The organism is Erwinia sp. 9145 (genome assembly GCF_000745075.1).
GTDB classification, from domain to species: domain Bacteria; phylum Pseudomonadota; class Gammaproteobacteria; order Enterobacterales; family Enterobacteriaceae; genus Erwinia; species Erwinia oleae.
Map to the genome: position 1 here is coordinate 3014798 of NZ_JQNE01000001.1, position 21478 is coordinate 3036275.

At 59.1% G+C, this 21478-nt stretch carries 13 protein-coding genes; 2 read left to right on the top strand and 11 right to left on the bottom strand.

From position 1 onward, the window contains the following. A complete protein-coding gene (locus tag FA91_RS14315; protein ID WP_034916701.1) occupies nucleotides 1-882 on the top strand; it encodes an ROK family protein in 882 nt (293 codons plus the stop codon). An 81-nt stretch (nucleotides 883-963) separates the two neighbouring features. Here FA91_RS14315 and lplT read toward each other — a convergent pair whose 3' ends face one another. From lplT to FA91_RS14355, 8 genes are all read right to left on the bottom strand, one after another. After that, on the bottom strand, nucleotides 964-2169 hold the full coding sequence (gene lplT / locus FA91_RS14320) for a lysophospholipid transporter LplT (protein ID WP_034916702.1): 1206 nt from the start codon (nucleotides 2167-2169) through the stop codon (nucleotides 964-966). Then, entirely contained in the window at nucleotides 2162-4321 is a 2160-nt protein-coding gene (gene aas, locus FA91_RS14325) for a bifunctional acyl-ACP--phospholipid O-acyltransferase/long-chain-fatty-acid--ACP ligase (protein ID WP_034916704.1), read from the bottom strand. The genes lplT and aas overlap by 8 nt, the downstream gene beginning before the upstream one ends. 148 nt (nucleotides 4322-4469) lie before the next feature. Continuing rightward, nucleotides 4470-5849, bottom strand: a complete 1380-nt coding sequence (locus FA91_RS14330) for an efflux transporter outer membrane subunit (protein WP_034916706.1) — start codon at nucleotides 5847-5849, stop codon at nucleotides 4470-4472. Between the two features lie 3 nt (nucleotides 5850-5852). After that, nucleotides 5853-8948 (bottom strand): multidrug efflux RND transporter permease subunit, encoded by a 3096-nt coding sequence (locus tag FA91_RS14335; RefSeq protein WP_034916708.1) that lies wholly within the window; start codon nucleotides 8946-8948, stop codon nucleotides 5853-5855. Then, a complete protein-coding gene (locus FA91_RS14340) occupies nucleotides 8945-12082 on the bottom strand; it encodes an MdtB/MuxB family multidrug efflux RND transporter permease subunit (RefSeq protein ID WP_034916710.1) in 3138 nt (1045 codons plus the stop codon). Before FA91_RS14340 ends, FA91_RS14335 begins: the two co-directional genes overlap by 4 nt. Then, nucleotides 12079-13251: an MdtA/MuxA family multidrug efflux RND transporter periplasmic adaptor subunit gene (locus FA91_RS14345; RefSeq protein WP_051937189.1), complete on the bottom strand. Its 1173-nt coding sequence runs from the start codon at nucleotides 13249-13251 to the stop codon at nucleotides 12079-12081. Before FA91_RS14345 ends, FA91_RS14340 begins: the two co-directional genes overlap by 4 nt. A 186-nt stretch (nucleotides 13252-13437) precedes the next feature. Continuing rightward, nucleotides 13438-15156, bottom strand: a complete 1719-nt coding sequence (locus FA91_RS14350) for a penicillin-binding transpeptidase domain-containing protein (protein WP_034916714.1) — start codon at nucleotides 15154-15156, stop codon at nucleotides 13438-13440. Between the two features lie 231 nt (nucleotides 15157-15387). Further along, nucleotides 15388-17667, bottom strand: coding sequence for a molybdopterin guanine dinucleotide-containing S/N-oxide reductase (locus FA91_RS14355; protein WP_034919354.1), 2280 nt, complete (start codon nucleotides 17665-17667; stop codon nucleotides 15388-15390). A 199-nt stretch (nucleotides 17668-17866) separates the two neighbouring features. On the opposite strand from FA91_RS14355, the gene galR reads away from it, so the two are divergent. Beyond that, complete coding sequence (gene galR / locus FA91_RS14360) at nucleotides 17867-18868, top strand: HTH-type transcriptional regulator GalR (protein WP_034916716.1); 1002 nt, start codon at nucleotides 17867-17869, stop codon at nucleotides 18866-18868. On the opposite strand, the gene FA91_RS14365 is transcribed toward galR, so the two are convergent. The 3 genes from FA91_RS14365 to FA91_RS14375 form a co-directional block, all read right to left on the bottom strand. After that, nucleotides 18865-19638, bottom strand: a complete 774-nt coding sequence (locus tag FA91_RS14365; RefSeq protein WP_034916718.1) for an FCD domain-containing protein — start codon at nucleotides 19636-19638, stop codon at nucleotides 18865-18867. The genes galR and FA91_RS14365 overlap by 4 nt on opposite strands. A 69-nt stretch (nucleotides 19639-19707) precedes the next feature. Further along, a complete protein-coding gene (locus tag FA91_RS14370; RefSeq protein ID WP_034916720.1) occupies nucleotides 19708-20034 on the bottom strand; it encodes a PTS sugar transporter subunit IIB in 327 nt (108 codons plus the stop codon). 9 nt (nucleotides 20035-20043) lie between these two features. Further along, nucleotides 20044-21471 (bottom strand): glycoside hydrolase family 1 protein, encoded by a 1428-nt coding sequence (locus FA91_RS14375; protein ID WP_034916722.1) that lies wholly within the window; start codon nucleotides 21469-21471, stop codon nucleotides 20044-20046. Nucleotides 21472-21478: the final 7 nt, after the last annotated feature.

Consider the following 21478-nt stretch of genomic DNA (forward strand, 5'->3'; position numbering starts at 1 on the left):
ATGAATATTGCAGCGTTCGATATCGGTGGAACCTCGTTAAAAATGGGCGTAATTAACGAACAGGGGGAAATACTTAACGATGAGAGTGTGGATATTTCTCATAACTCGCGTGATAAAATCCTGCAAGAAATCATCAGTTGGTTAAAGAAAAATCCTTCCTGTAACGGTATCGCGGTAAGCACACCGGGGCACGTCGACCCGAACAGCGGCTTTATTGCCATGGGAGGGACTATTAGTGACTTTGACCAGTTCCACCTGCGCCGGTGGCTGGAAGAAGAAACCTCATTGCCAGCCACAGTCGAGAACGATGCACACTGTGCATTACTGGCCGAACGATGGTCAGGTAAAGCGCAGGAAGCCAGTGATTTCATCATGTTAACTATTGGTACTGGCCTGGGCGGTGCGGCATTCTGTAATGGCGTGCTGGTCCGGGGCGGCCGAAATCGCGCCGGCGAATTTGGTTGTTTGCTAACCTCGCGGCCCACAGACAGCGATATCGAATCGCATACCCTGAGTAAAAGCTGCACGATGACCGCGCTGCGGGAGAACTACAGCCAGCTTACGAAGCGATCGGCTGATGATATTACCGGTAAAGACGTTTTCGATGCGTATGATAGCGGCGATGAGAGCGCCAAAAAAGTGGTGGAGGGTTTTTATGAAGATCTTGCAGCCTGTTTATATAACCTTTCCAGCGTGTTTGACCCACAGAAAATATTTATTGGTGGCGGTATTACGGAACGGGCCCCCTTTCTGAAAGAGCTCGCCCGCTATCTGGAAAAGTATGGCATTGATATTCAGATTGAAACCGCGACGTACGGTAATGATTCCGGCATGCTGGGCGCGTCTTATCATTTTCTTCAAAGCCAGAAGATGAGCCAGTAATAATATTATGCGTGGAGAGCATGAATATTGATTCACTCCGCCGCCGACGTGTTCTCCAGCCGATCCTGACGGCGGCGGCTATTATTTACCAGATGGCCGCTTAGCTAAATGCCAGCCCCATAAAACCGCAATCGCCAGCGCAAACAGTGCGCCAAAGCCGACGCCAATGGCAACCGGTCGCGCGCCCAGGCTGACGGCCAGCGAGTAAAGCCCCAGCATCAGCAGCATCGCCCCGTTTTCACCCAGGTTCTGTACCGCGATAGCATTGCCCGCACCCACGCTCTCTTTGCCGCGCATTTGCAGCAACGCATTCAGCGGCACCACAAAAAAGCCGCCGAGCATGCCGATAACGATCAGTAATCCGTAAGCGCCCACGGGCGAATGCTGTAGCGCAAAAAACGCGACGGCGATACCGATAAGTACCCCGGCTGGCATACAGCGTCCAACCGTTTTCAGCGTGACCAGCTTTGACGCCGCCGCCGCGCCAAAAACAATGCCAATCGCCACCATGGCATTCAGCAGCGTCGGCGTTTTGTTATCGGTAATGCCAAGCGCAACCGGCACCCACAGCACCAGCAGAAAGCGCAGCGTTACGCCCGCACCCCAGAACAGGCTGGTGCCCACCAGCGAAAAGCGGGTGTCGCCATCACGCCATAGCGTGCGGCAGGCGGAAAAGAACGTGCCGGTCATTCTTTTTGGATGCCACGGCTGCCCCGGCCGCGCCGCTTTCAGTTTCGGGATCAGCAGGTTCGCCGCCACCGCCAGCCCGTAGGCCAGTACGCAGACGATCAGCGCGGCGAGCAGGTTCCAGTCCGCCAGCAGGCCACCAGCGATTGAGCCGAGCAGGATCGCCGCAATGGTGGACGACTCAATCAGCCCGTTCGCCTTCACCAACGTTTCGCCGCCGGTGAGCTCACCGAGAATGCCGTACTTGGCCGGAGAATAGGCCGCCGCGCCAACGCCAACCAGGCTGTAGCCGAGAAACGGATTGAGGCCAAAGCAGATGACCAGCGCGCCCAGCAGTTTCAGGCCGTTAGCAAACATCATCACCCGTCCTTTCGCGAAGCTGTCGGCAAACTGACCGACAAACGGCGCCAGAATAATGTAGGTTGCGACAAATACCATTTGCAGCACCGGCTGGCTCCAGTCCGGGTAGACCTGCTGTTTCAACACGGCAAGCGTAACGAACAGCAACGCGTTATCGCCAAACGCTGAAAGAAACTGCGCAGCCATCACCGCCATCATTCCTTTTGACAACAGCCCTTCCTGTTGAGCAACGTTACGCATCTTCTCTCTCCGGCTCTTCGGCCATTTGACGCAGCGTGACAAAATCTGGCTTACCGCTGCCCAGCACCGGCAACTGCTTCATAAATCGAATATCGCGCGGCACCGCCAGGTCGGCGCTGCCCAGCTCGCGCGCGGCGCGCTGGAGCTGCTCGCGGTTCAGTTCGCCGTCGGTGGTGAAGAGAACCAGCGCTTCGCCGCGATTGCCGTCCGGTTTCATCGTTGCCGCATGCTGTTTCTCTGGCGAGGCCTTCAGAGCAATTTGCTCCACCGTTTCCAGCGACACCATCTCGCCGGCGATTTTGGCAAAACGCTTTACGCGCCCCTGAATCTGGCAGAAACCGCGCTCGTCAAAGCTGACGATATCGCCGGTGTCGTACCAGCCCGCCTCCTTCTGCCCTTCGCCGTTGTCCGCCTCTGGCGCTTCAAGCACGCCAGGATCCCCGACGCGCAGATAGCCCTTCATGATATTTGGCCCGCGCAGTTGGAGCTGACCGCCCTGCTCAATGCCGGGAACCGCAATCAGCCGCGAATCCATGCCTGGCAGGATACGTCCAACGGTATGATTTTTTGCCGCCATCGGCACGTTAATGGCCACCACCGGCGCGCACTCGGTGACGCCATAGCCTTCAAGAATGCGAATGCCAAATTTGTCCTGCCAGGCCAGGCGCGTGGTTTCCTGAAGCTTTTCGGCACCGGCCACCACGTAGCGCAGGCGCGCGAAATCATATGGATTGGCAAAACGCGCATAGTTGCCAAGGAAAGTGGAGGTGCCAAACAGCACCGTACAGTTACGGTCGTAAACCAGTTCCGGGACGATGCGGTAATGCAGCGGGCTGGGATAGAGAAACACCTGCGCGCCGGTCATCAGCGGCGTAAACAGCCCCACGGTGAGGCCAAAAGCGTGAAACAGCGGCAGCGCGGACATGAAGCGGTCACGCGGCGTAAAGTCCGCGACGGTGCGGATCTGCTCCACGTTCGCCAGCAGGCTTTTATGCGAATGCACCACGCCTTTCGGATTGCCTTCCGAACCGGAGGTAAACAGCACCATCGCGGCGTCCTCCGGCTGCTGGCTCACCGCCGCCAGCCGTGGCATCAGCAGATGCGCCAGAACCCACAGCTTGTCCTGCACCGTGACCGTTTCACGCAGATCTTCCAGATAAACCCACTTCGCTTCGGTGACCTGCTCTGGCAGGTGCCACAGCTTGCCTTTATCCATAAACTGCCGCGAGGTGAAGATGGTTTTCACCTGCGCGGCACTCAACGCGCTGCGCAGCCCCTGCGCGCCTGCGGTGTAGTTAAGCATGGCGGGAATGCGGCCACGCATTGAGGCGCCCAGAATCGCCGCCGCCGATACCGTCGCATTGGGCAGCAGCAGGCCGATATACTCGCCCGGCGCGGTGTTGCGCTCAAGGATCCGCCCGACGCCAAGCGCCTTCTTCAACAGCCCGGTATAACTGTCGGGCGTAAAGTTAACGTCTTCAATGCACGGCTTGAACAGGCCGTAGCGTCTGCGGGCCGACAGAAAGGCTTCGTAGAGGGTTTCACGTGGGCGCACCGCCATCCGCGCTTCCATCATGATGTGATGCAGATGTTCGCCGGCCAGCTTACGGCGGTCGCGCGCGCGCGGTGCCTCCGGCATCGGGATGGTGGTGGCAGGCAGAACGGTCAGGCTGATACGTGGGAAAAGGCGCCGTTTAAAGACGCCCGCCAGGCGACCAAACGGGGTGAACTCTGCGCCTTCAATGCGCAGCGGCACTACCGTCGCCTGTGATTTCGCCGCGACAAAACCCGCGCCGTCATAGATTTTCATCAGCGAACCCGTCACCGTAATGCGCCCTTCCGGGAAAATCACCACCGGCCGCCCCTGACCAATCAGCTTCACCAGATGCTTCACCGACATCGGTTTTGTCGGATCCATCGGCACAAAATCAATAAATTTGCTGAGCCAGCGCATATACCACTGCTGACTGATAGATGAGTAGACGGCAAAAACCGGTTTAATCGGCAGGAACAGCGCCAGCAGCGCCCCGTCCAGAAACGACATATGGTTAGGGACGATCAGCACTTTGTCTTTATACAGACCGGAAAGATCGCCGCTCAGACGCGTACGGAAACACAGCTTGCATAACAGCCTGAAAAAGGAAAACAGCATGCCAACTCCTTAGCAGAAGAAACTGGCTATCACCATGCAGGATATGGCGTGGCAACTCAATGCAATGTGAGAAAATTTCTGCTCACCGGCTCGCAATGTCAGAAATAACCGCGCCGCCGCGCAGCAGGCGGGCGGCGCGGCCCCTCGATTATTTCTCCGCGCGCCAGCCGCCGCCCAGCGCGGCAATAAGCGCAACGCTGGTGGCCCACTGCGTGCTTTGTAGCGACAGCAGGCTCTGCTGCTGCGTGAGGCTGGTATTTTCCGTGGTGGCCACGTCGAGATAGTCGATCATTCCTGCCTGATACTGATTTTGCGTCACGCGCGCCGACTCTTTCGCCGCATCGGTAGCGCGCTGCTGCGCCAGCATCTCCTCCTGAAGCGTGTTAAGTTCAACCAGGTTGTCCTCTACTTCCGCCAGCGCTTCCAGCACTGTCTGACGATAGCTGGCGACATCGGCGTCATAGGCGGCGCGCGCCTGCTCAACGCTTGCAGAGGTGGCGCCGAAGTCCAGCAGCGTGCCGCTCAGCGACGGCCCCAACGACCAGACGCGATTCGGCAATGAGATCAGGTTACGGATCGCAGAACTGGCATAGCCGCCGCTGGCGCTGAGCGTCAGGTCAGGAAAGTAGCCCGCAATGGCGACGCCGACCGCCGCGTTAGCCGCCGCCACCGTTCTCTCGGCGGCGGCGATATCCGGCCGCCGCTGTAGCAGTTCGGCTGGCAGGCTGTTGGGGATGGCGGGCAGCGTTGCGGTCAGCGGCGCGATGGCAAGGCTGAAATCAGCAGGCGCCCTGCCGATCAGAACGGCGATAGCATGTTCCGTTTGCGCGCGCTGCCAGCTCAGATCCAACGCCGACGCGCGGGCGCTTTCAAGCTGCGCCTGTGCCTGCGCCAGCGTGGCGCGCGACTCGCTCCCCGCCTGATATTTGTTCTCTATTATCTTCAGGTAGCGCTGATACTGCGCAACGCTCTGCTGATAAAGCGCGATTTGCTGATCCATTATCCGCAACTGGAAATAGTCCTGCGCCAGTGCCGAGCGGGCGCTGAGGGTGATATTTGCCAGATCGGCGGCGCTGGCCTGCGCGCTGGCGCGGTTCTCTTCCAGCGTGCGCCGGAGCTTGCCCCAAATATCCGGCTCCCAACTGGCGCCGGCCTCCAGTGAATGGCTGTTACTTACGCCAGACGTCGCCGTTGCGCCGCGCGTAGAGGAGGCGGTGCCGGTAACGGTTGGGAACAGGCTGGCGCGCGATCCGGCCACCAGCGCCGTCGCCTGCCGGTACTGTGCCTCATACTGCGCGACGTTTTGGTTAGAGACAGCCACCTGGCGCAGCAGGCCGGACAGCGTATCGTCATGATAAACCTGCCACCATTCACCCTTATTGTTCTGGTCCTGCGGCGCGGCCTCTTTCCAGCCTTTTGCTTCTTTAAAATGGACCGGCACGCTGGCCGACGGGCGCTGGTAGTCCGGCCCCACGCTACAGCCGCTCAGCAGCAGCGCAAGAGTGAAAGCAGTAAATAATGTTTTCATTGCTTATTCAACATGGCGCAGCCGCCGCCACTGACGCCGGGTGGCGCGGCTGACGCGATCAAGGTAAAGATACACCACCGGCGTGGTGAACAGGGTCAGTAGCTGGCTCAGCGCCAGGCCGCCGACGATCGCCAGCCCAAGCGGGCTGCGCAGATCGGCATCGCCTCCGCTGCCCAGCGCCAGCGGCAGCGCGCCGAAAAATGCCGCCAGCGTGGTCATCATAATCGGCCGAAAACGCATCAGGCAGGCCTGCACGATCGCCTGTTGCGGCGAAAGCCCCTGCTTACGCTCGGCGGCCAGCGCGAAGTCGATCATCATAATGGCGTTCTTTTTCACGATGCCGATTAACAACAAAATGCCGATTAGCGCGATAACCGTGAGCTGCGTGTTGGTTAACAACAGCAGCAGCAATGCGCCGACGCCCGCCGAAGGCAGCGTGGAGAGGATGGTTAACGGGTGAATATAGCTTTCATAGAGCACGCCAAGCACGATATACACCGCGGCCAGCGCGGCCAGGATCAGCCACGGCATCGACGAGGAGAGATCGGCAAATGCCTTCGCCGTGCCCTGAAAGCCTGACTGAATGGTATCCGGCAGCGCGATGTTCACCATCGCGTTTTTAATCAGCGTTTGCGCCTGTTCCAGTGAAACACCGTCCGCCAGATTGAAGGCGATGGTGCTGGTGGCCGACTGCCCCTGATGCGTTACCGAAAGCGGCGCGTTGCCGCCGCGAAAGCGGGCGAAGGCCGACACCGGGAGGCTCTTGCCTTCGTCATTAATGACATAAAGCTTATTCAGCATATCGGGATCGCGCGTGTAGGCATCCTGTAGCGACATCACCACATGATACTGATTCAGCGTTTTATAAAGCGTGGCGACCTGCCGCTGCGCGAAGGCGTTATTCAGCAGCGTATCCAGCATCGAGACGTTCACGCCCAGCCGCGTCGCGCGGTCGCGGTCGATGTCGATTACCACTTCCTGACCGCCGGTTTGCGAGTCGGAATCCACGCTGGTCAGCTGTGGGATCGCCTCCAGCGCCGCTTTCACTTTTGGCGTCCAGACGCGAAGCGTATCGAGATCGTCTGCCTGAAGGCTGTACTGATACGCGGCATTGGCGCTGCGTCCGCCAATGTGAATATCCTGCGCCGCCATCAGAAACAGCTCAACGCCGGGGATATTACGCGTTTTACCACTCAGGCGGTTTGCCACCTCCGTGGCGGTGGCATCACGCCGATTGCTATCCTTCAGGTGCACAAAAAAGTTGGCGGTATTGCGCGAACCAAATGCGCCGCTGCCCATTGACGACATCACGCCATCGACCGCCGGATCCTGCTGGATCATTTTCGCGAACGCCTGAAGCTTCGGCTGCATGGCCTGAAAAGAGACGTTCTGATCGGCTCTGAGCATCCCCATCAGCAGGCCGGTGTCCTGATTAGGGAAGAACCCTTTCTGAACCACGGTATAGAGAAAAACGTTAAGAAGCACCGTCAGCAACAGACTGAATAGCGTCAGGCGCTGATGGCGCATCACCAGGTTCAGCGCGGCCGCGTAGGCGGAGAGCATCCGGCCGAGCCCGCGCTCAATGGCCTGATAAAACCGACGCGGACGATGCGATACCGCCTTTTTTTTCAGCAGGCGGGAACAGAGCATCGGCGTCAGCGTCAGCGAAACCAGCATCGAAATGACCAGCGAAACGGTCAGCGTCACGGCAAATTCACGAAACAGGCGCCCCACGATGCTGCCCATCAGCAGGATCGGAATGAATACCGCCACCAGCGACAGCGTCATCGACAGCACGGTAAAACTTACCTCCTGCGCACCTTTCAGCGACGCGCGCACCGGGCTCAGCCCCGCCTCGATATAACGCGTAATGTTTTCCAGCACCACGATGGCGTCGTCGACGACAAACCCCGTGGCGATGATCAGCGCCATCAGCGACAGATTGTCGAGGCTGTAGCCCAGCACGTACATCACCGCGCAGGTGCCAATCAGCGAAACCGGCAGCGCCAGCGCCGGAATGGTCACCGCCCGCAGATCGCGCAGGAAAACAAATACCACGCCAATCACCAGCAGCACCGCCACCAGCAGCGTCTCTTCGGTATCGTAGAGCGAGGCGCGAACGTTGGGCGCGCGATCGACAACGATCTTCAGAGAAACATCGGCAGGCAGATCCTTTTGCAGCGCCGGCAGCTGCGCTTTGATGGCGTCGATCGTTTCCAGCATGTTGGCGCCCGCCTGACGGGTGACGCCGATCATCACCGAAGGCGACTGGTTATAGAAGCCGACGTTGTATTTGTCTTGCACCGAGTCATAGACCGTGGCGACGTCGCTGAGCCGCACCGCGCGTCCGTTTTGATAGCTCACCACCAGGCTGGCGTACTGCCGGGCCTGATCGAGCTGCCCGTTGCTATCCACCACCCACGACTGCTTGCTGCCCTGAAGCATCCCCTTCGGCAGGTTAGTGGTGGCATTGGCAATCGCCGCGCGCACCGTATCAAGCGAAAGGCCGAAATGGCTGAGCATGTTGGGTTGCAGATCGATACGGACGGCGGGGAGCGCGCTGCCCATCAGCGACACGTCGCCGACGCCTTTGACCTGGGCGATCTTCTGGTCGATTTTGCTGTCGGCGATGTCATACAACTCACCGTTCGAGCGGCTGGTCGAGGTGAGCGCCAGCATCACTATCGGCGCATCGGATGGATTGGCTTTACGCCAGGTCGGCAGCGAAGCCATGCTGCTGGGCAGCAGGCTGCGCGCGGCGTTGATCGCCGCCTGAACGTCACGCGCGGCACCGTTAATATCGCGCGACAGTTCAAACTGAAGAATGATATTGCTGGAGCCCTGTGAGCTGTTGGAGGTCATCTCGGTGATGCCCGCAATCTGCCCCAGCGAGCGCTCCAGCGGCGTGGCAACCGTGGCGGCCATGGTTTCCGGGCTGGCGCCCGCCAGTTGCGCCGTCACCATGATGGTGGGGAAATCCACCTGGGGCAACGGCGCAACCGGCAGCAGGCGATAGCCAAGCGCGCCCAGCAGCAGCAGCGCCGTGGTCAGCAGCAGCGTGGCGACGGGCCGAAAAATAAACAGGCGGCTGATACTCATGAGCGATCCAGCGCCTTACGCATTTTGCGGCGACCGCGCCCGGCCAGGCGATCGAACCACAGATAGATAACCGGCGTGGAGAACAGCGTCAGCAGCTGGCTGAACAGCAGCCCGCCAACGATCACCAGCCCCAGCGGCTGACGAAGTTCGGAACCGGAACCCGACGCCAGCATCAGCGGCAGCGCGCCCAGCAACGCGGCCATCGTGGTCATCAAAATCGGCCGGAAGCGCAGCAGGCAGGCCTGGTGAATTGCCTCGCGCGGGCTGAGATGCTGCTTTTTCTCCGCCTCCAGCGCAAAGTCGATCATCATAATGGCGTTTTTCTTCACGATGCCAATCAGCAGGATCACGCCAATCAGCGCGATCAGGCTGAACTCAGTCCCGGCGAGCAGCAGCGTCAGCAATGCGCCCACCGCCGCAGAGGGCAGCGTGGAGAGAATGGTCACCGGATGAATAAAGCTTTCGTATAACACGCCCAGCACTACGTACATGGTGACCAGCGCCGCCAGGATCAGCCACAGCGTGTTGCCGGTCGCGTTTTGAAACGCCTCCGTTTCGCCCTGATAACGCAGGGTGATGCTGTTCGGGAGCGCCAGATTTTTTGTCGTTTCCGCTATCGCTTTCTGAGCTTCTTCCAGCGAGTAGCCGTCGTTGAGGTTGAAGGAGACGGTTACCGCCGGAAACTGATCCAGCCGCATATGCACCAGCGATCCGATGCGCTGATGAATGGTGGCAATGGAGGTCAGCCGAACCATGCTCTTGCCGCTGGTCGTTTCGCTGCTGCTGTCATTGCTGCTACTGGTGGTTGACGCCGCCAGCCAGATATCATCGAACGACGCTGGCGACTGCTGGAACTGCGGCGCCACTTCCAGCACCACACGATACTGGTTCGACTGGGTAAAAATGGTGGAAACCAGCCGCTGGCCGAAAGCATTGTAAAGCGCGGTGTCCACATCTGCGGCGGTTATGCCGTAGCGCGCGGCGGCGTCGCGATTCAGCTCAACCCAGGCCACCTGCCCCTGCTCCTGCTGGTTACTGACCACGGAACTGAATTCCGGTCGTTGTTGCAGCGCCGCCACCAGTTTGGGCGACCAGGCAACCAGATTTTCGCTGTCGGCGTCATCCAGCGAGAACTGGTATCTGTCCGGCGTCACGCTGTCGTTGACCGTCAGATCCTGCAAAGGCTGCATATAGAGCCGGATGCCCGGCACGCGTTGAGTGGCCTGTTTCAGTTCATCAATGACTTCGTCGGCGCGCGCGTCGCGCTGGTCAAATGCCTTCAGGTTGATTTGCAGACGACCGCTGTTAAGGCTGGTGTTGGTGCCATCAATGCCGATGGTGGACGACAGGCTTTCTACCGCCGGATTTTGCAGCACAATGGCCGCCAGCGCCTGCTGCCGCTTCGCCATCTCACTGAAGGAGACATCCTGCGAGGCGACCGTGACGCCCTGAATCAGCCCGGTATCCTGCGAAGGGAAAAAACCTTTCGGGATAACGACATAGAGCAGCGCCGTAAACAACAGCGTCGCCAGCGCCACCAGCAGCGTCAGGCGCTGATGGTTGAGCACCACGGTCAGCAGGCGATCGTAACCGGCCACCAGTCGATCAAAAAACTGTCCGCCTTTGCGATAAAAGCGGCCCTGACGCTCCTCGGGAATATGGCGCAGCAGGTAAGCACACAGCATCGGCGTCAGCGTCAGGGAAACCAGCATGGAAACCAGGATCGACACCGCCAGGGTGATGGCGAACTCGCGGAACAGCCGCCCGACCACATCGCCCATGAACAGAAGCGGGATCAGCACCGCAATCAGCGAAAAGGTCAGTGAGATAATGGTAAATCCAATCTGCGCCGACCCTTTCAGCGCCGCTTCCATCGGCGTTTCGCCCTGCTCCAGCCGCCGTGAAATGTTCTCCACCACCACAATCGCATCATCAATCACAAAGCCGGTGGCGATGGTCAGTGCCATGAGCGACAGGTTATTCAGGCTGAAGCCCGCCAGATACATCACGCCAAAGGTGCCCACCAGCGAAAGCGGCACGGCAACGCTGGGGATCAGCGTGGCGGCGAAGTTGCGCAGGAACAGGAAGGTCACCATTACCACCAGCGCAATGGATAACAGCAGCTCAAACTGCACGTCATGAATCGACGCGCGAATGGTTTGCGTGCGATCGGTCAGCACCTGGATCTTCACGCCGTCCGGCAGCGCCGCCTGCAACGTCGGCAGCTGTGCCTTAATGGCATTGACCACCGCAATCACGTTCGCGCCCGGCTGGCGCTGAATGCTGATCACAATCGCCGGGGTGTTGTTGGCCCAGGCGGATTGATAGGTGTTTTCCGCCGCTTCCTCAATGTGCGCAATGTCGCGCAGGCGCAGCGCCGCGCCGTTTTGATAGCTGATAATCAGGTTGCCGTACTCGTCGGCGGTGCGCAGCTGATCGTTGGCATCAATGGTGACCGAGTGGTAAGGGCCGTCGAAGCCGCCTTTCGATCCGTTAACGTTGCTGTTGCCAATCAGCGTGTTGACGTCTTCGAGCGTCAGGCCATGCGCCGCCAGCGCTTTTGGATCCATCTGTACGCGAATGGCGGGCTGGTGACCGCCCGCCAGCGTCACCATGCCGACGCCGGAAATCTGCGACAGCTTGAGCGCAATGCGTGTGTTGACCAGATCCTGCACCTTGACCAGCGGCAGCGTGGATGAACTGGCCGCCAGCGTGATAACCGCGGTATCGGCCGGATTGACCTTTTTGTAGGTCGGAGGGTTGGGCAGATCGGTCGGCAGCAGGCTGTCCGCTCCGTTGATCGCCGCCTGCACTTCCTGCTCCGCCACGTCCAGCGAGAGATCCAGCGAGAACTTCAACGTGATCACCGAGGAGCCGCCGGAACTGCTGGAAGCCATCTGGCTCAGGCCGGACATCTCGCCAAGCTGGCGCTCCAGCGGCGCGGTCACCGACGACGCCATCACGTCCGGGCTGGCGCCGGGATAGAGCGTGGTGACCTGAATCGTCGGATAATCCACCTGCGGCAGCGCCGAGGTGGAGAGAAAACGATAGCCAAACAGGCCAGCGATCAGCACGCCCACGGTCAGCAGCAGCGTGGCGACCGGTCGGGCGATAAACAGGCGGGATGGATTCATTGCGCCTTCGCGCTCCCTGGCTGGGGCTCACCGGCGATCGCAACCCTGCTGCCGCTGCTGAGGCGGTCGATACCCTGCGTCACCACCCGTTCACCCGCCGTCACACCATTCAGGATCGCCTGCTGCGTTTCGCCCAAGGTCGGGCCGGTTTTCACCTCTCTGCGCGTTACCGTATTGTCTTTATTGATCACCCAGACAAAACTGCCGTCGCTGCTCAGCTGGAGCGCCTGCGCCGGGATCACCAGCGCCTGTTTCAGCAGGCCGGTTTGCAGACGCAGGTTGACGAACTGGTTGGCATAGAGCGCCTCGTCGTCGTTAGCGAACAGCGCTTTCAGGCCAATGGTGCCGGTAGTGGTGTCGATCTGGTTGCTGATAAACTTAACGCTGCCCTGCGCCAGCGCGCGGCTGCCGTCCTGATCGAAAGCGGTGGCGGGCAGGCTTTCTCCGTTATGAAGCCCTTTCAGCAGCGTGGAAATGTTGCTCTGCGGCACGCTGAAGGTGACGGCGGCGGGCTGCATTTGCGTGATAGTGACAATGCCGGTGGTGTCCGAACTGTGCACCATATTGCCCGCATCCACCAGCCGCAAACCGGCTCTGCCGTCGATTGGCGAGGTAATGCGCGCGTACTCAACGTTGAGTTTTGCCGCGGCGATCTGCGCTTCGTCGGCCTTGACCGCGCCGCTGTACTGCCCGACGGTCGCCTGCTGGCTGTCCAAATCCTGGCGAGCCAGCGAATCCTGCGCGTACAGTTTGCGGTAGCGCGCCAGCGTCAGCTCCGCGCTTTTCAGCAGCGCCTGATTTTGACTCAGATCCGCCTGATACTGCGCCAGGGTGGCGGCAAAGCTGCGCGGATCGATCTGCGCCAGAAGCTGGCCTGCCGTCACCTTTTGCCCTTCGGTGAAAAAGACCTTCGTCAGCTGTCCGTCAACGCGGCTGGTGACCGTCACCGTCGCGTTCGGTACAACCGTACCCAACGCGGTAAGGTAAACCGGCACGTCGGCGTTCGTCACCTCGCCCGCCTGCACGGCGGTGGTCATATCCGGGCCGCCGGGGCCGCCATTCGGGCCGCCCGGCGCACTGCCAGGCCAGAAACGCCAGACAAGCAGTATGATAACAAGGGCGAGCAGCGCCAGGAGGAGAAGTCGGGGAGTCTTTTTCTTAGCGGTCATCGGATTCAATCAGGTCAAATGAAGCAAAAATCAGGAATGGCGAGCAGAACCAGCCGATTAAAAATCAGCCGCTATTATGCGCGGACACGCTAAGGGATTCCATGCGCAGAGCGTAAGGATTTCGAAAGTAAAAACGGAGAGTTGTGACGCGCCGACGCCAGCGTAAAGCGGCGGCGGCGCGTGGTATTAACCGCTATGTGTGGTGTAAATGGCGTCCGGCACGATGTTCATATGCTTCAGCACCGGCCCAATAATATTGCCAAACACCGGCGCGGCCACCGAGCCGCCGAAGTGGTCACCGGCGGTCGGATGGTTGATCATAATCACCAGCGCCACCTGCGGATCGCTGGCGGGCGCCACGCCAGCGGTGTAGTTGATATAACCGCCGTCGTATTTGCCGCTGGCGCCCATTTTTTCCGCCGTGCCGGTTTTGATCGCCAACCGGTAGCCCGGCACCGCAGCGCGCACGCCGCTGCCGCCCGGCAGCGCGTCGCTCTCCATCATATGCACCACCGCGCGTACCGTATCCGCATTGGCGACCCGCGTGCCCAGCACCGGCGGCGTGACGCGAGTGATCGACAGCGGCCGGTAAAGACCGTAAGCGCCCAGCGTGGCATATTCACGGGCGATTTGCAGCGGCGTGACGCGCAGCCCGTAACCGAACGAAAAGGTGGCGCGCTCGATATCCGCCCAGCGCTGACGATGCAGCGGAAAGTAGCCGACGCTTTCGCCTGTCAGTCCCAGGCCGGTTGGCTTGCCGAGGCCGAAGGCGCGATAGGTGTTCACCAGCACTTCGGCGGGCATCGCCAGCGCGATATGGGAGACGCCGATGTCACTCGATTTTTGCAGAATACCGGTCATGGTCAGGCGCGACCAGTGGCCTACGTCGCGGATCAGATGGCCATTCACGCGATAGGGCGTGGTATCCAGCACCGAATCGGGCCGCACCAGGCCGCGCGCCATCCCTTCCATTACTACCAGCGGTTTTACCGTCGATCCCGGCTCATAACTGTCGTTGATCGCCGCGTTGCGCATCTGATTCGGCGCGACGTTAACGAAGTTGTTCGGGTTAAACGAGGGATAGGAGGCCATGCCTAAGATTTCGCCGGTATCCACTTTGATCAACACCGCCGCGCCGGAGTCCGCTTTGTTCAGCAGTACGCCATCGCGCAGTTTAGTGTAGAGCGTGTACTGATCGAATTTATCGATGCTGAGCTGCACCGTCGGCGGCTGGCGCGGCGGCTCATAGCTGAGCATCGACACAATATTGCCGTTGGCATCCTGCCGGTATTTCTCTTCGCCCGGCGTGCCCTGCAATACTTTATCAAAGCCCTTCTCCAGCCCGTTCAGCCCGTTATTGTCCGCACCAACGATGCCCAGCAGCGGCGCGGTGGCTTCGCCCATCGGGTAGAAACGGCTGTCGTTATAAACCGTTGAGATCCCCGCGAGGTGCAGTTTGGCAATATCTTTCGCCATGCCTAACTCGATTTTCCGTCCCAGATAGAGAAAACGGCGGTGCGGGTTGGCGCTGATTTGGCTGGCGATTTGTTCAGGGCGCTGATCCAGCACGTTGGCCAGATACTGCCACTTTGCGCTGGTAAAATCCGGGTGCGCTTCCAGCACGCGTAGCGGATCGGCAATGATATCGCGCGACGGCACGCTGAGCGCCAGCGCCTCGCCGTTGCGATCCAGCAGCGTACCGCGGTTGGTGGGAATGGAAACGGTACGCAGAGAGCGCTGATCGGCCTGTTTTTCCAGCATCGGGCGATCGATCAATTGCAGATCCGCCACGCGCGCCAGCAGCAGTACCAGACAACTTAATACGCCTAAGCAGATCAGGCGGAAGCGAACGGGTTGGAACGGCGCTTTTGCCGCATCCCTTGATGTTTTTTGTGTGCGGGACATGCTGCTTGTGCCTGAAGTGATCAAAATTGCCGGAGAACAGGAAATAGTAACCAGCACGGTATTGAGATAAAAAAAACCTGCGCATCTGCGCAGGTCGGTGAAACAAAATGAAGACTATTTGATGTTCACCCATCAATACCTCTGGGACGTAAACTGTAGCAATCTGACGGGCCGACTCGCCAGCGCCGATTCGCAACAGTTACCCGCAAAATGTAACCAGGCATGTGATTTTTAAACTTTTTTGCAATCTTTCGCCTTTTTGATCTCCACCAGGCAGCTCATGGCGTTTGGCCCCTGAGTCAGGGATGACGTGCCGATGTCCAGCGTTAACACGTTGGGATTACCGGCACGATCCCACGGCAGCCACGCCTTGCCAAAGCCGGGATCGAACCAGGCGCCGGTGGAGATCAGCACCACGCTGCGGCTGACGCCGTCACTGAGCCGCGCGCCGGCCAGCATGCGGCCACGATCGTTGCTCACTTCAATCTCATCGCCCTCGTTGATACCGCGCGACGCGGCATCGTCCGGATGCATCCACAGCGTTTCGTGACCGGCGGTTTTATTGGCCTGCACCGACGGCGTGGCGTCCATCTGACTGTGCAGGCGATCCGCTGGCTGAATAGAGATCATATGCAGCGGAAAGCGCTGGCTCAGCGCATTGCCCAGCCACTCCTGCGGCGGCCGCCATTCAGGATGCGGCGCAAAATCGGGCAGCCCGAAGCCTGCAAGCGTCTCGCTGAACAGCTCGATTTTTCCGCTGGCGGTATTGATGGGGTTCGCTTCCGGGTCCTGACGAAAATCCGCCATATAAATAAAGGGTTTTTCCCCTTCGGGCACCTCAACGTAGCCACGCGTCCAGAAGGTGTTGAAATCCGGCCATTCCATGCCGCGCCGCTGGTGGGCCGCCGCGCACTGCTGGTAAAGATGTTCGATCCACTGCGCTTCGTTGCGGTTTTCAGTGAAGACGTCGCGATAGCCAAGGCGCTCAGCAAGATCGGCAAAAATATCGAAGTCGTTGCGCGCCTGATGCTGCGGTTTAATCGCCTGATGCATAGCCAGCACGAAGCGATCGCGCGAGGAGCCGCCGATATCATTGCGCTCCAGCGTGGTGGTGACCGGCAGTACGATGTCCGCCATCTGCGCCGCTGGCGTCCAGACGATATCCTGCACGATCACCGTGTCAGGACGCTGCCAGCCCGCCACCAGCCGGTTAAGCTGCTGATGGTGATGGAAAGGATTGCCGCCCGCCCAGTGCATCAGGTGAATGTCCGGGTAGGCGTGCGTCTGCCCCTGAAAGGTGTAAGGTTCGCCCGGATGCAGCAGCATATCGCAGATGCGCGCCACCGGGATCGCCCGATCGGCAATCGGATTGACGCCGGTTGACATCAGCGGTGCCGGGCCTTCCACGCGCGGGTTGCCCACGCTGTTCATCGAACCGTGACCAAAGGAGAAACCGGCGCCCGGCAGGCCCGGCTGGCCGAGCATCGACGAGAGCGCAATCATCATCCAGTAGGGCTGCTCGCCGCGATGCGCGCGCTGTACCGAATAGGAACAGGTGATAAAGCTGCGTTTGCCGATCAGCTGTTTTGCCAGGCGTTCAATGCGCTGCGCGGGAATGCCGGTGATCTCGCTCGCCCACTGCGGCGTTTTTGGCGTATCGTCGTTTTTCCCCAGCAGATAGTCGCGAAGCTGCGGATAGCCAACGCAGTAGCGCGAGAGAAAAGCGTTATCCACCGCGTTCAGGCGTTCAATTTCAAAGCCGAGCGCCAGCATCAGCGCCACGTCGGTATTAGGGCGAATGGGTATCCATTCGGCATTAACAAATGCCGGGCAGTCGTCGCGCATCGGGCTGATGTTAATGACCGGCGTGCCTTTTGCTGCCAGTGCCAGCAGCGCCGGTTTCAGACTGTGCTGGCCTGCGCCGCCGGACGCCACCTGACCATTTTTCAGCGCCAGCCCGCCGAACGCGATGAAGATTTCGCTGTGCTCAATGACGTCCGGCCAGTCGGTAACCCGCCCGGTCAGCGGCATGTAGGTGCCGATAACGTAAGGCAGAAAGAACTGTGCCGCGCCCCAGCTGTAGTTGCCCTGCTGATCGATACCGCCGCCGCCGGTAAAGTAAAAACGGCGAACCAGCGTGCGTGCGTGATTGACGCGGCCCGCCGATGACCAGCCGTAAGAGCCGTTGAAAATGCCCTCCGCACCGTAACGCGCGCGCACCCGGCGGTTCTCGTCGGCAACCAGATCCAGCGCCGTTTCCCAGTCCACCTCAATAAAATCTTCCCGACCGCGCAGGGTGCGATCGCTGTTTTCCCGCGAGCGGAGCCACGAACGGCGTACCATTGGTCGACGAATGCGCCGGTCGGAATAAACCAGTTCGGGAATGGTTTTCAGCATGGGTGACGGGTCGCCGTCAGCGAAGAAAGGTTCGCAGCGCAGAAGCCTTCCGTCTTCAACAATGGCGTTAAAGGCGCCCCAGTGGGCAAGATGTGGCACTTTTTTGATGGTCATGACGCATTCCGGCAGGCGATTTTTTTCTGACGTCAGCATAGCATTTTCACACTACTGAAACATCTGTCGCCAATTTACGCTCAATAGCACGTTGGCTGAATTGTCAGGCTTTGCGACCGCGCTGGCATTCTGCGTGCTTGAAGTGACAGGGGATTTCCGCAACACTTATCTTAATGTAACCGCTTACCCAGGAAGGCCAATGGCTACCATTAAGGATGTTGCCAGACTTGCGGGCGTTTCCGTCGCGACGGTCTCCCGCGTTATTAACCACTCGCCGAAAGCGAGCGAAAGTTCGCGACTGGCGGTGACCAGCGCCATGCTGGAGCTTCAGTATCATCCCAATGCCAACGCGCGCGCGCTTGCACAGCAGTCCACCGAAACCATGGGATTAGTGGTTGGCGACGTTTCCGATCCTTTTTTTGGCGCGATGGTGAAAGCCGTGGAAGAGGTGGCTTATCAAACCGGTAACTTTCTGCTGATTGGCAATGGTTATCATAATGAGCAGAAAGAGCGCCAGGCCATTGAACAGCTAATCCGCCACCGCTGCGGTGCGCTGGTGGTGCACGCCAAAAAGATCCCCGATGCCGAACTGGTGCCGCTGATGCAGCAGATCCCCGGCATGGTGTTGATTAACCGCGCCCTGCCCGGCTTTGAGCAGCGCTGCATCGCGCTGGACGATCGCTACGGCGCCTGGCTGGCAACCCGCCATCTGGTTCAGCAGGGACACCAGAACATTGCATGGATCTGCTCGAATCACTCCATTTCCGATGCGGAAGATCGCCTGCAAGGCTATTACGACGCGCTAAAAGAGCACGACCTGCCCTGCAACGATCGTCTGGTGGCGCTGGGCGAACCGGATGAAGTGGGCGGCGAGCATGCGATGACCGAGCTGCTTGGTCGTGGCAAACCGTTTACCGCCGTGGCCTGCTATAACGACTCAATGGCGGCGGGCGCGCTGGCAGTGCTGAGCGATAACGGCGTGCGCGTGCCGGAAGAGATGTCGTTGATTGGCTTTGATGATGTGCTGGTGTCGCGCTACGTGCGTCCGCGTCTGACCACGGTGCGTTACCCGATCGTGACCATGGCGCAGCAGGCGGCAGAACTGGCGCTGGCGTTAGCCAATAATCAGCCGCGCCCGGACGTCACCACCATGTTCAGTCCGACGCTGGTGCGCCGCCATTCCGTCGGTTCGCCCCCCTAAACCAGCTTGCCCTGAAAAATCGGTACCGATTCAAACAGGTAGCCGTCAAAATCAGGCGCGTCCGAATCGGAAAGCTCCAGCAGCGAGTGCTTTACGTTTTCGAGATGTTGCCACATCGCCTGCCACGATCCCATCACGTCGCGGCGACGCAGCGCGGCGAGAATGGTCTGGTGATCGCCCAGCCATTTCAGTCGATAGCTGCGTGTTTCGATATGGCTGCGTAGCTGACGCCACAGCGGGCTGTTTTCATGATGACGCCAGATGCTGGTGACGGTATCCAGCAGCATCTGATTCTGCGTGGCGCCCGCCAACAGCAGGTGGAACATTTTGTCGTTGTCCTGGCTGTTATCGTTGATCGCTATCGCCTTCTGCTCCTGCTCCAGAATGCGCTTCAGGTTTTCGATATCGGCTTTGGTCGCCATTTTCGCGGCAAACGCCGCGATGTTGCTTTCCAGCAGCTGGCGCGCCTGAAGCATTTCAAACGGACCGACGTCGCTGCGGAAAAACGCTTCTTCTTCATCGCTGCTTTCAGAAGGAATACGCATCACGTAGACGCCGGAGCTCTGGCGGATATCTACCGTGCCTTCCAGCTCAAGCATCAACAGCGCTTCACGTACGATGGTGCGGCTGACGCCCCAGGTTTCCGCAATATTCCGTTCGGGCGGCAGCCGCGATCCCACTGCATAGTGGCCGTCAATAATTTGCTGGCGCAAATGCTGGCCGATTTCCTGATACTGTTTTTTCTCTTGCCCCGGCGCGCCCTTTTCCACTCATTCACCTTTAGCTTATTGACGATGATCACCCGCGGCGTTCGCGTCATTTGGCGAACGCCGGGCGAGTTAATCGTTCCAGTCTACCAAAGCCAGCGCCTGATCGAGTACTTTTGCGCCGTTCAGCGTGCCATAAGCGACGGAATCAATCACCGCGATCGGGATGTGATAGCCGTCGGTGAGCTTGCGGTTCTCCTCCAGCTTAAAGCGCACCTGCGGGCCGAGCAGCACGACAATAATATCGCCGCCGTAATTTTGCAGTTCATCACGCAGATTCTGCTCCGGAATGGCGTAAATTTTATAGTCAACGCCACGGCTCGCCGCCTCTTTTTCCATGCGTGAAACCACCATCGAGGTGGACATGCCTGCCGCGCAGGCCAGTACGATTCTTTTCATTGTCGATCCCTATTTCATTTCATCATCAAGGCTGAGGGTAAGCTGGCGCGCATCGCGCAGCGTGCGATACCAGCGCGCAGATTTTTTCATTCGCCGCGCGCGCTGGTTTTCCAGGTCGATTTCAATCAGTCCGTAGCGATTTTTGAAGGCGTTCATCGGCGAAACGTTATCGGTAAAAGCCCACAGCATGTAGCCCTGGCAGTTAGCGCCCGCTTCGCGCGCTTTCAACGCCTGATAAAGATGTTCGCCGATGAAGTCGATTCGGTAGTCGTCCTGGATCTCTCCGTCAGCATTTTTAAACTGCGCTTCGTTTTCAATGCCCATGCCGTTTTCGGCAATAAACCACGGCACGTTGCCGTAGTCGTTTTTCATTCGCATCGCCATGTCATAGATGATCTGCGGCTGGATCTCCCAGCCGCGCGATTTGTTCATCCGGCGGCCCGGCAGTTCAAAATGTTCATAGTAGTAAGCGGGATGGAACGGCGTTTCCGGGTGCCAGGCGCGTGACGGTGCTTTTACCCGATGCGGATAATAAAGGTTGATACCCACCTCATCGACACGGTGCTCTGCAATCAGCCGCATCTCTTCTTCGGTGTAATCCCAGTTCACATGATGCGTAGCCAGCAGCGCCAGCAATTTTGTCGGATATTCACCTTTGATCGCCGGATCGAGAAAGACGCGATTGAAGAACAGATCGTAAATCTCTGCCGCCTTCACATCATGCGGCGCCGTCGAGCGTGGGTAAGTCACCTCCGGATTAAGAATGGTGCCGACCGTGCCCTGATAGCCTTTTTCCCGGAACAGCTTAATGACTTTTGCCGTGGCGAGATTTTTGTGGTGATTCCACTGCATCCACTTGCCGGTGTTCTGCTCGTAAGGCCAGCGCAGCGCGTCAAGATAGACGCGGGTTTGCACCACGATCGGTTCGTTGAAGGTGAACCAGCGCGTCACTTTGCCCGCAAAACGCGCGAACGCTTTTTCCGCGTAGCGCACGTAGAGCTCAACCACTTTTTTAGACCCCCAGCCGCCGTACTGCTGCAATAATGCGGCAGGCAGTTCGTAGTGTTCCAGGCAGAACATCGGCTCAATGCCATTCGCATGCAGCTCCTCGATCAGGCTGTCGTAATAAGCCGCATACTCTTCGTCCACCACCGCGTTTTCGTAATCGGTGAGGAAGCGCGACCAGTTAATCGAGGTGCGATAGTGGGTCAGTCCGGCGGCTTTCATCAGCGCGACGTCTTCCCGAAAGCGGTTGATAAAGTCAGTGGCGCCCGCCGGGCCGTAGCCGTTGTGCCAGACGTGGCGGTCGTTTTTGTACCAGGCATCAAGATAAGAGTCCTGCCCCGGCTTTTTGCCGCTCCAGCCCTCTGTTTGCCAGGCGGATGCGGCGGCACCGAGTATAAAGTCGTCAGGAATAGTGACGGTGACCTTGCTCATTTCTTCT

Bases quoted from the DNA above. Each gene is read 5' to 3' on its own strand.
- FA91_RS14335 (WP_034916708.1), bottom strand. From the start codon at position 8,948: ATGAGTATCAGCCGCCTGTTTATTTTTCGGCCCGTCGCCACGCTGCTG.
- galR (WP_034916716.1), top strand. From the start codon at position 17,867: ATGGCTACCATTAAGGATGTTGCCAGACTTGCGGGCGTTTCCGTCGCG.
- lplT (WP_034916702.1), bottom strand. From the start codon at position 2,169: ATGCGTAACGTTGCTCAACAGGAAGGGCTGTTGTCAAAAGGAATGATG.
- FA91_RS14345 (WP_051937189.1), bottom strand. From the start codon at position 13,251: ATGACCGCTAAGAAAAAGACTCCCCGACTTCTCCTCCTGGCGCTGCTC.
- FA91_RS14350 (WP_034916714.1), bottom strand. From the start codon at position 15,156: ATGTCCCGCACACAAAAAACATCAAGGGATGCGGCAAAAGCGCCGTTC.
- FA91_RS14375 (WP_034916722.1), bottom strand. From the start codon at position 21,471: ATGAGCAAGGTCACCGTCACTATTCCTGACGACTTTATACTCGGTGCC.
- FA91_RS14340 (WP_034916710.1), bottom strand. From the start codon at position 12,082: ATGAATCCATCCCGCCTGTTTATCGCCCGACCGGTCGCCACGCTGCTG.
- FA91_RS14315 (WP_034916701.1), top strand. From the start codon at position 1: ATGAATATTGCAGCGTTCGATATCGGTGGAACCTCGTTAAAAATGGGC.
- aas (WP_034916704.1), bottom strand. From the start codon at position 4,321: ATGCTGTTTTCCTTTTTCAGGCTGTTATGCAAGCTGTGTTTCCGTACG.
- FA91_RS14330 (WP_034916706.1), bottom strand. From the start codon at position 5,849: ATGAAAACATTATTTACTGCTTTCACTCTTGCGCTGCTGCTGAGCGGC.
- FA91_RS14370 (WP_034916720.1), bottom strand. From the start codon at position 20,034: ATGAAAAGAATCGTACTGGCCTGCGCGGCAGGCATGTCCACCTCGATG.
- FA91_RS14355 (WP_034919354.1), bottom strand. From the start codon at position 17,667: ATGACCATCAAAAAAGTGCCACATCTTGCCCACTGGGGCGCCTTTAAC.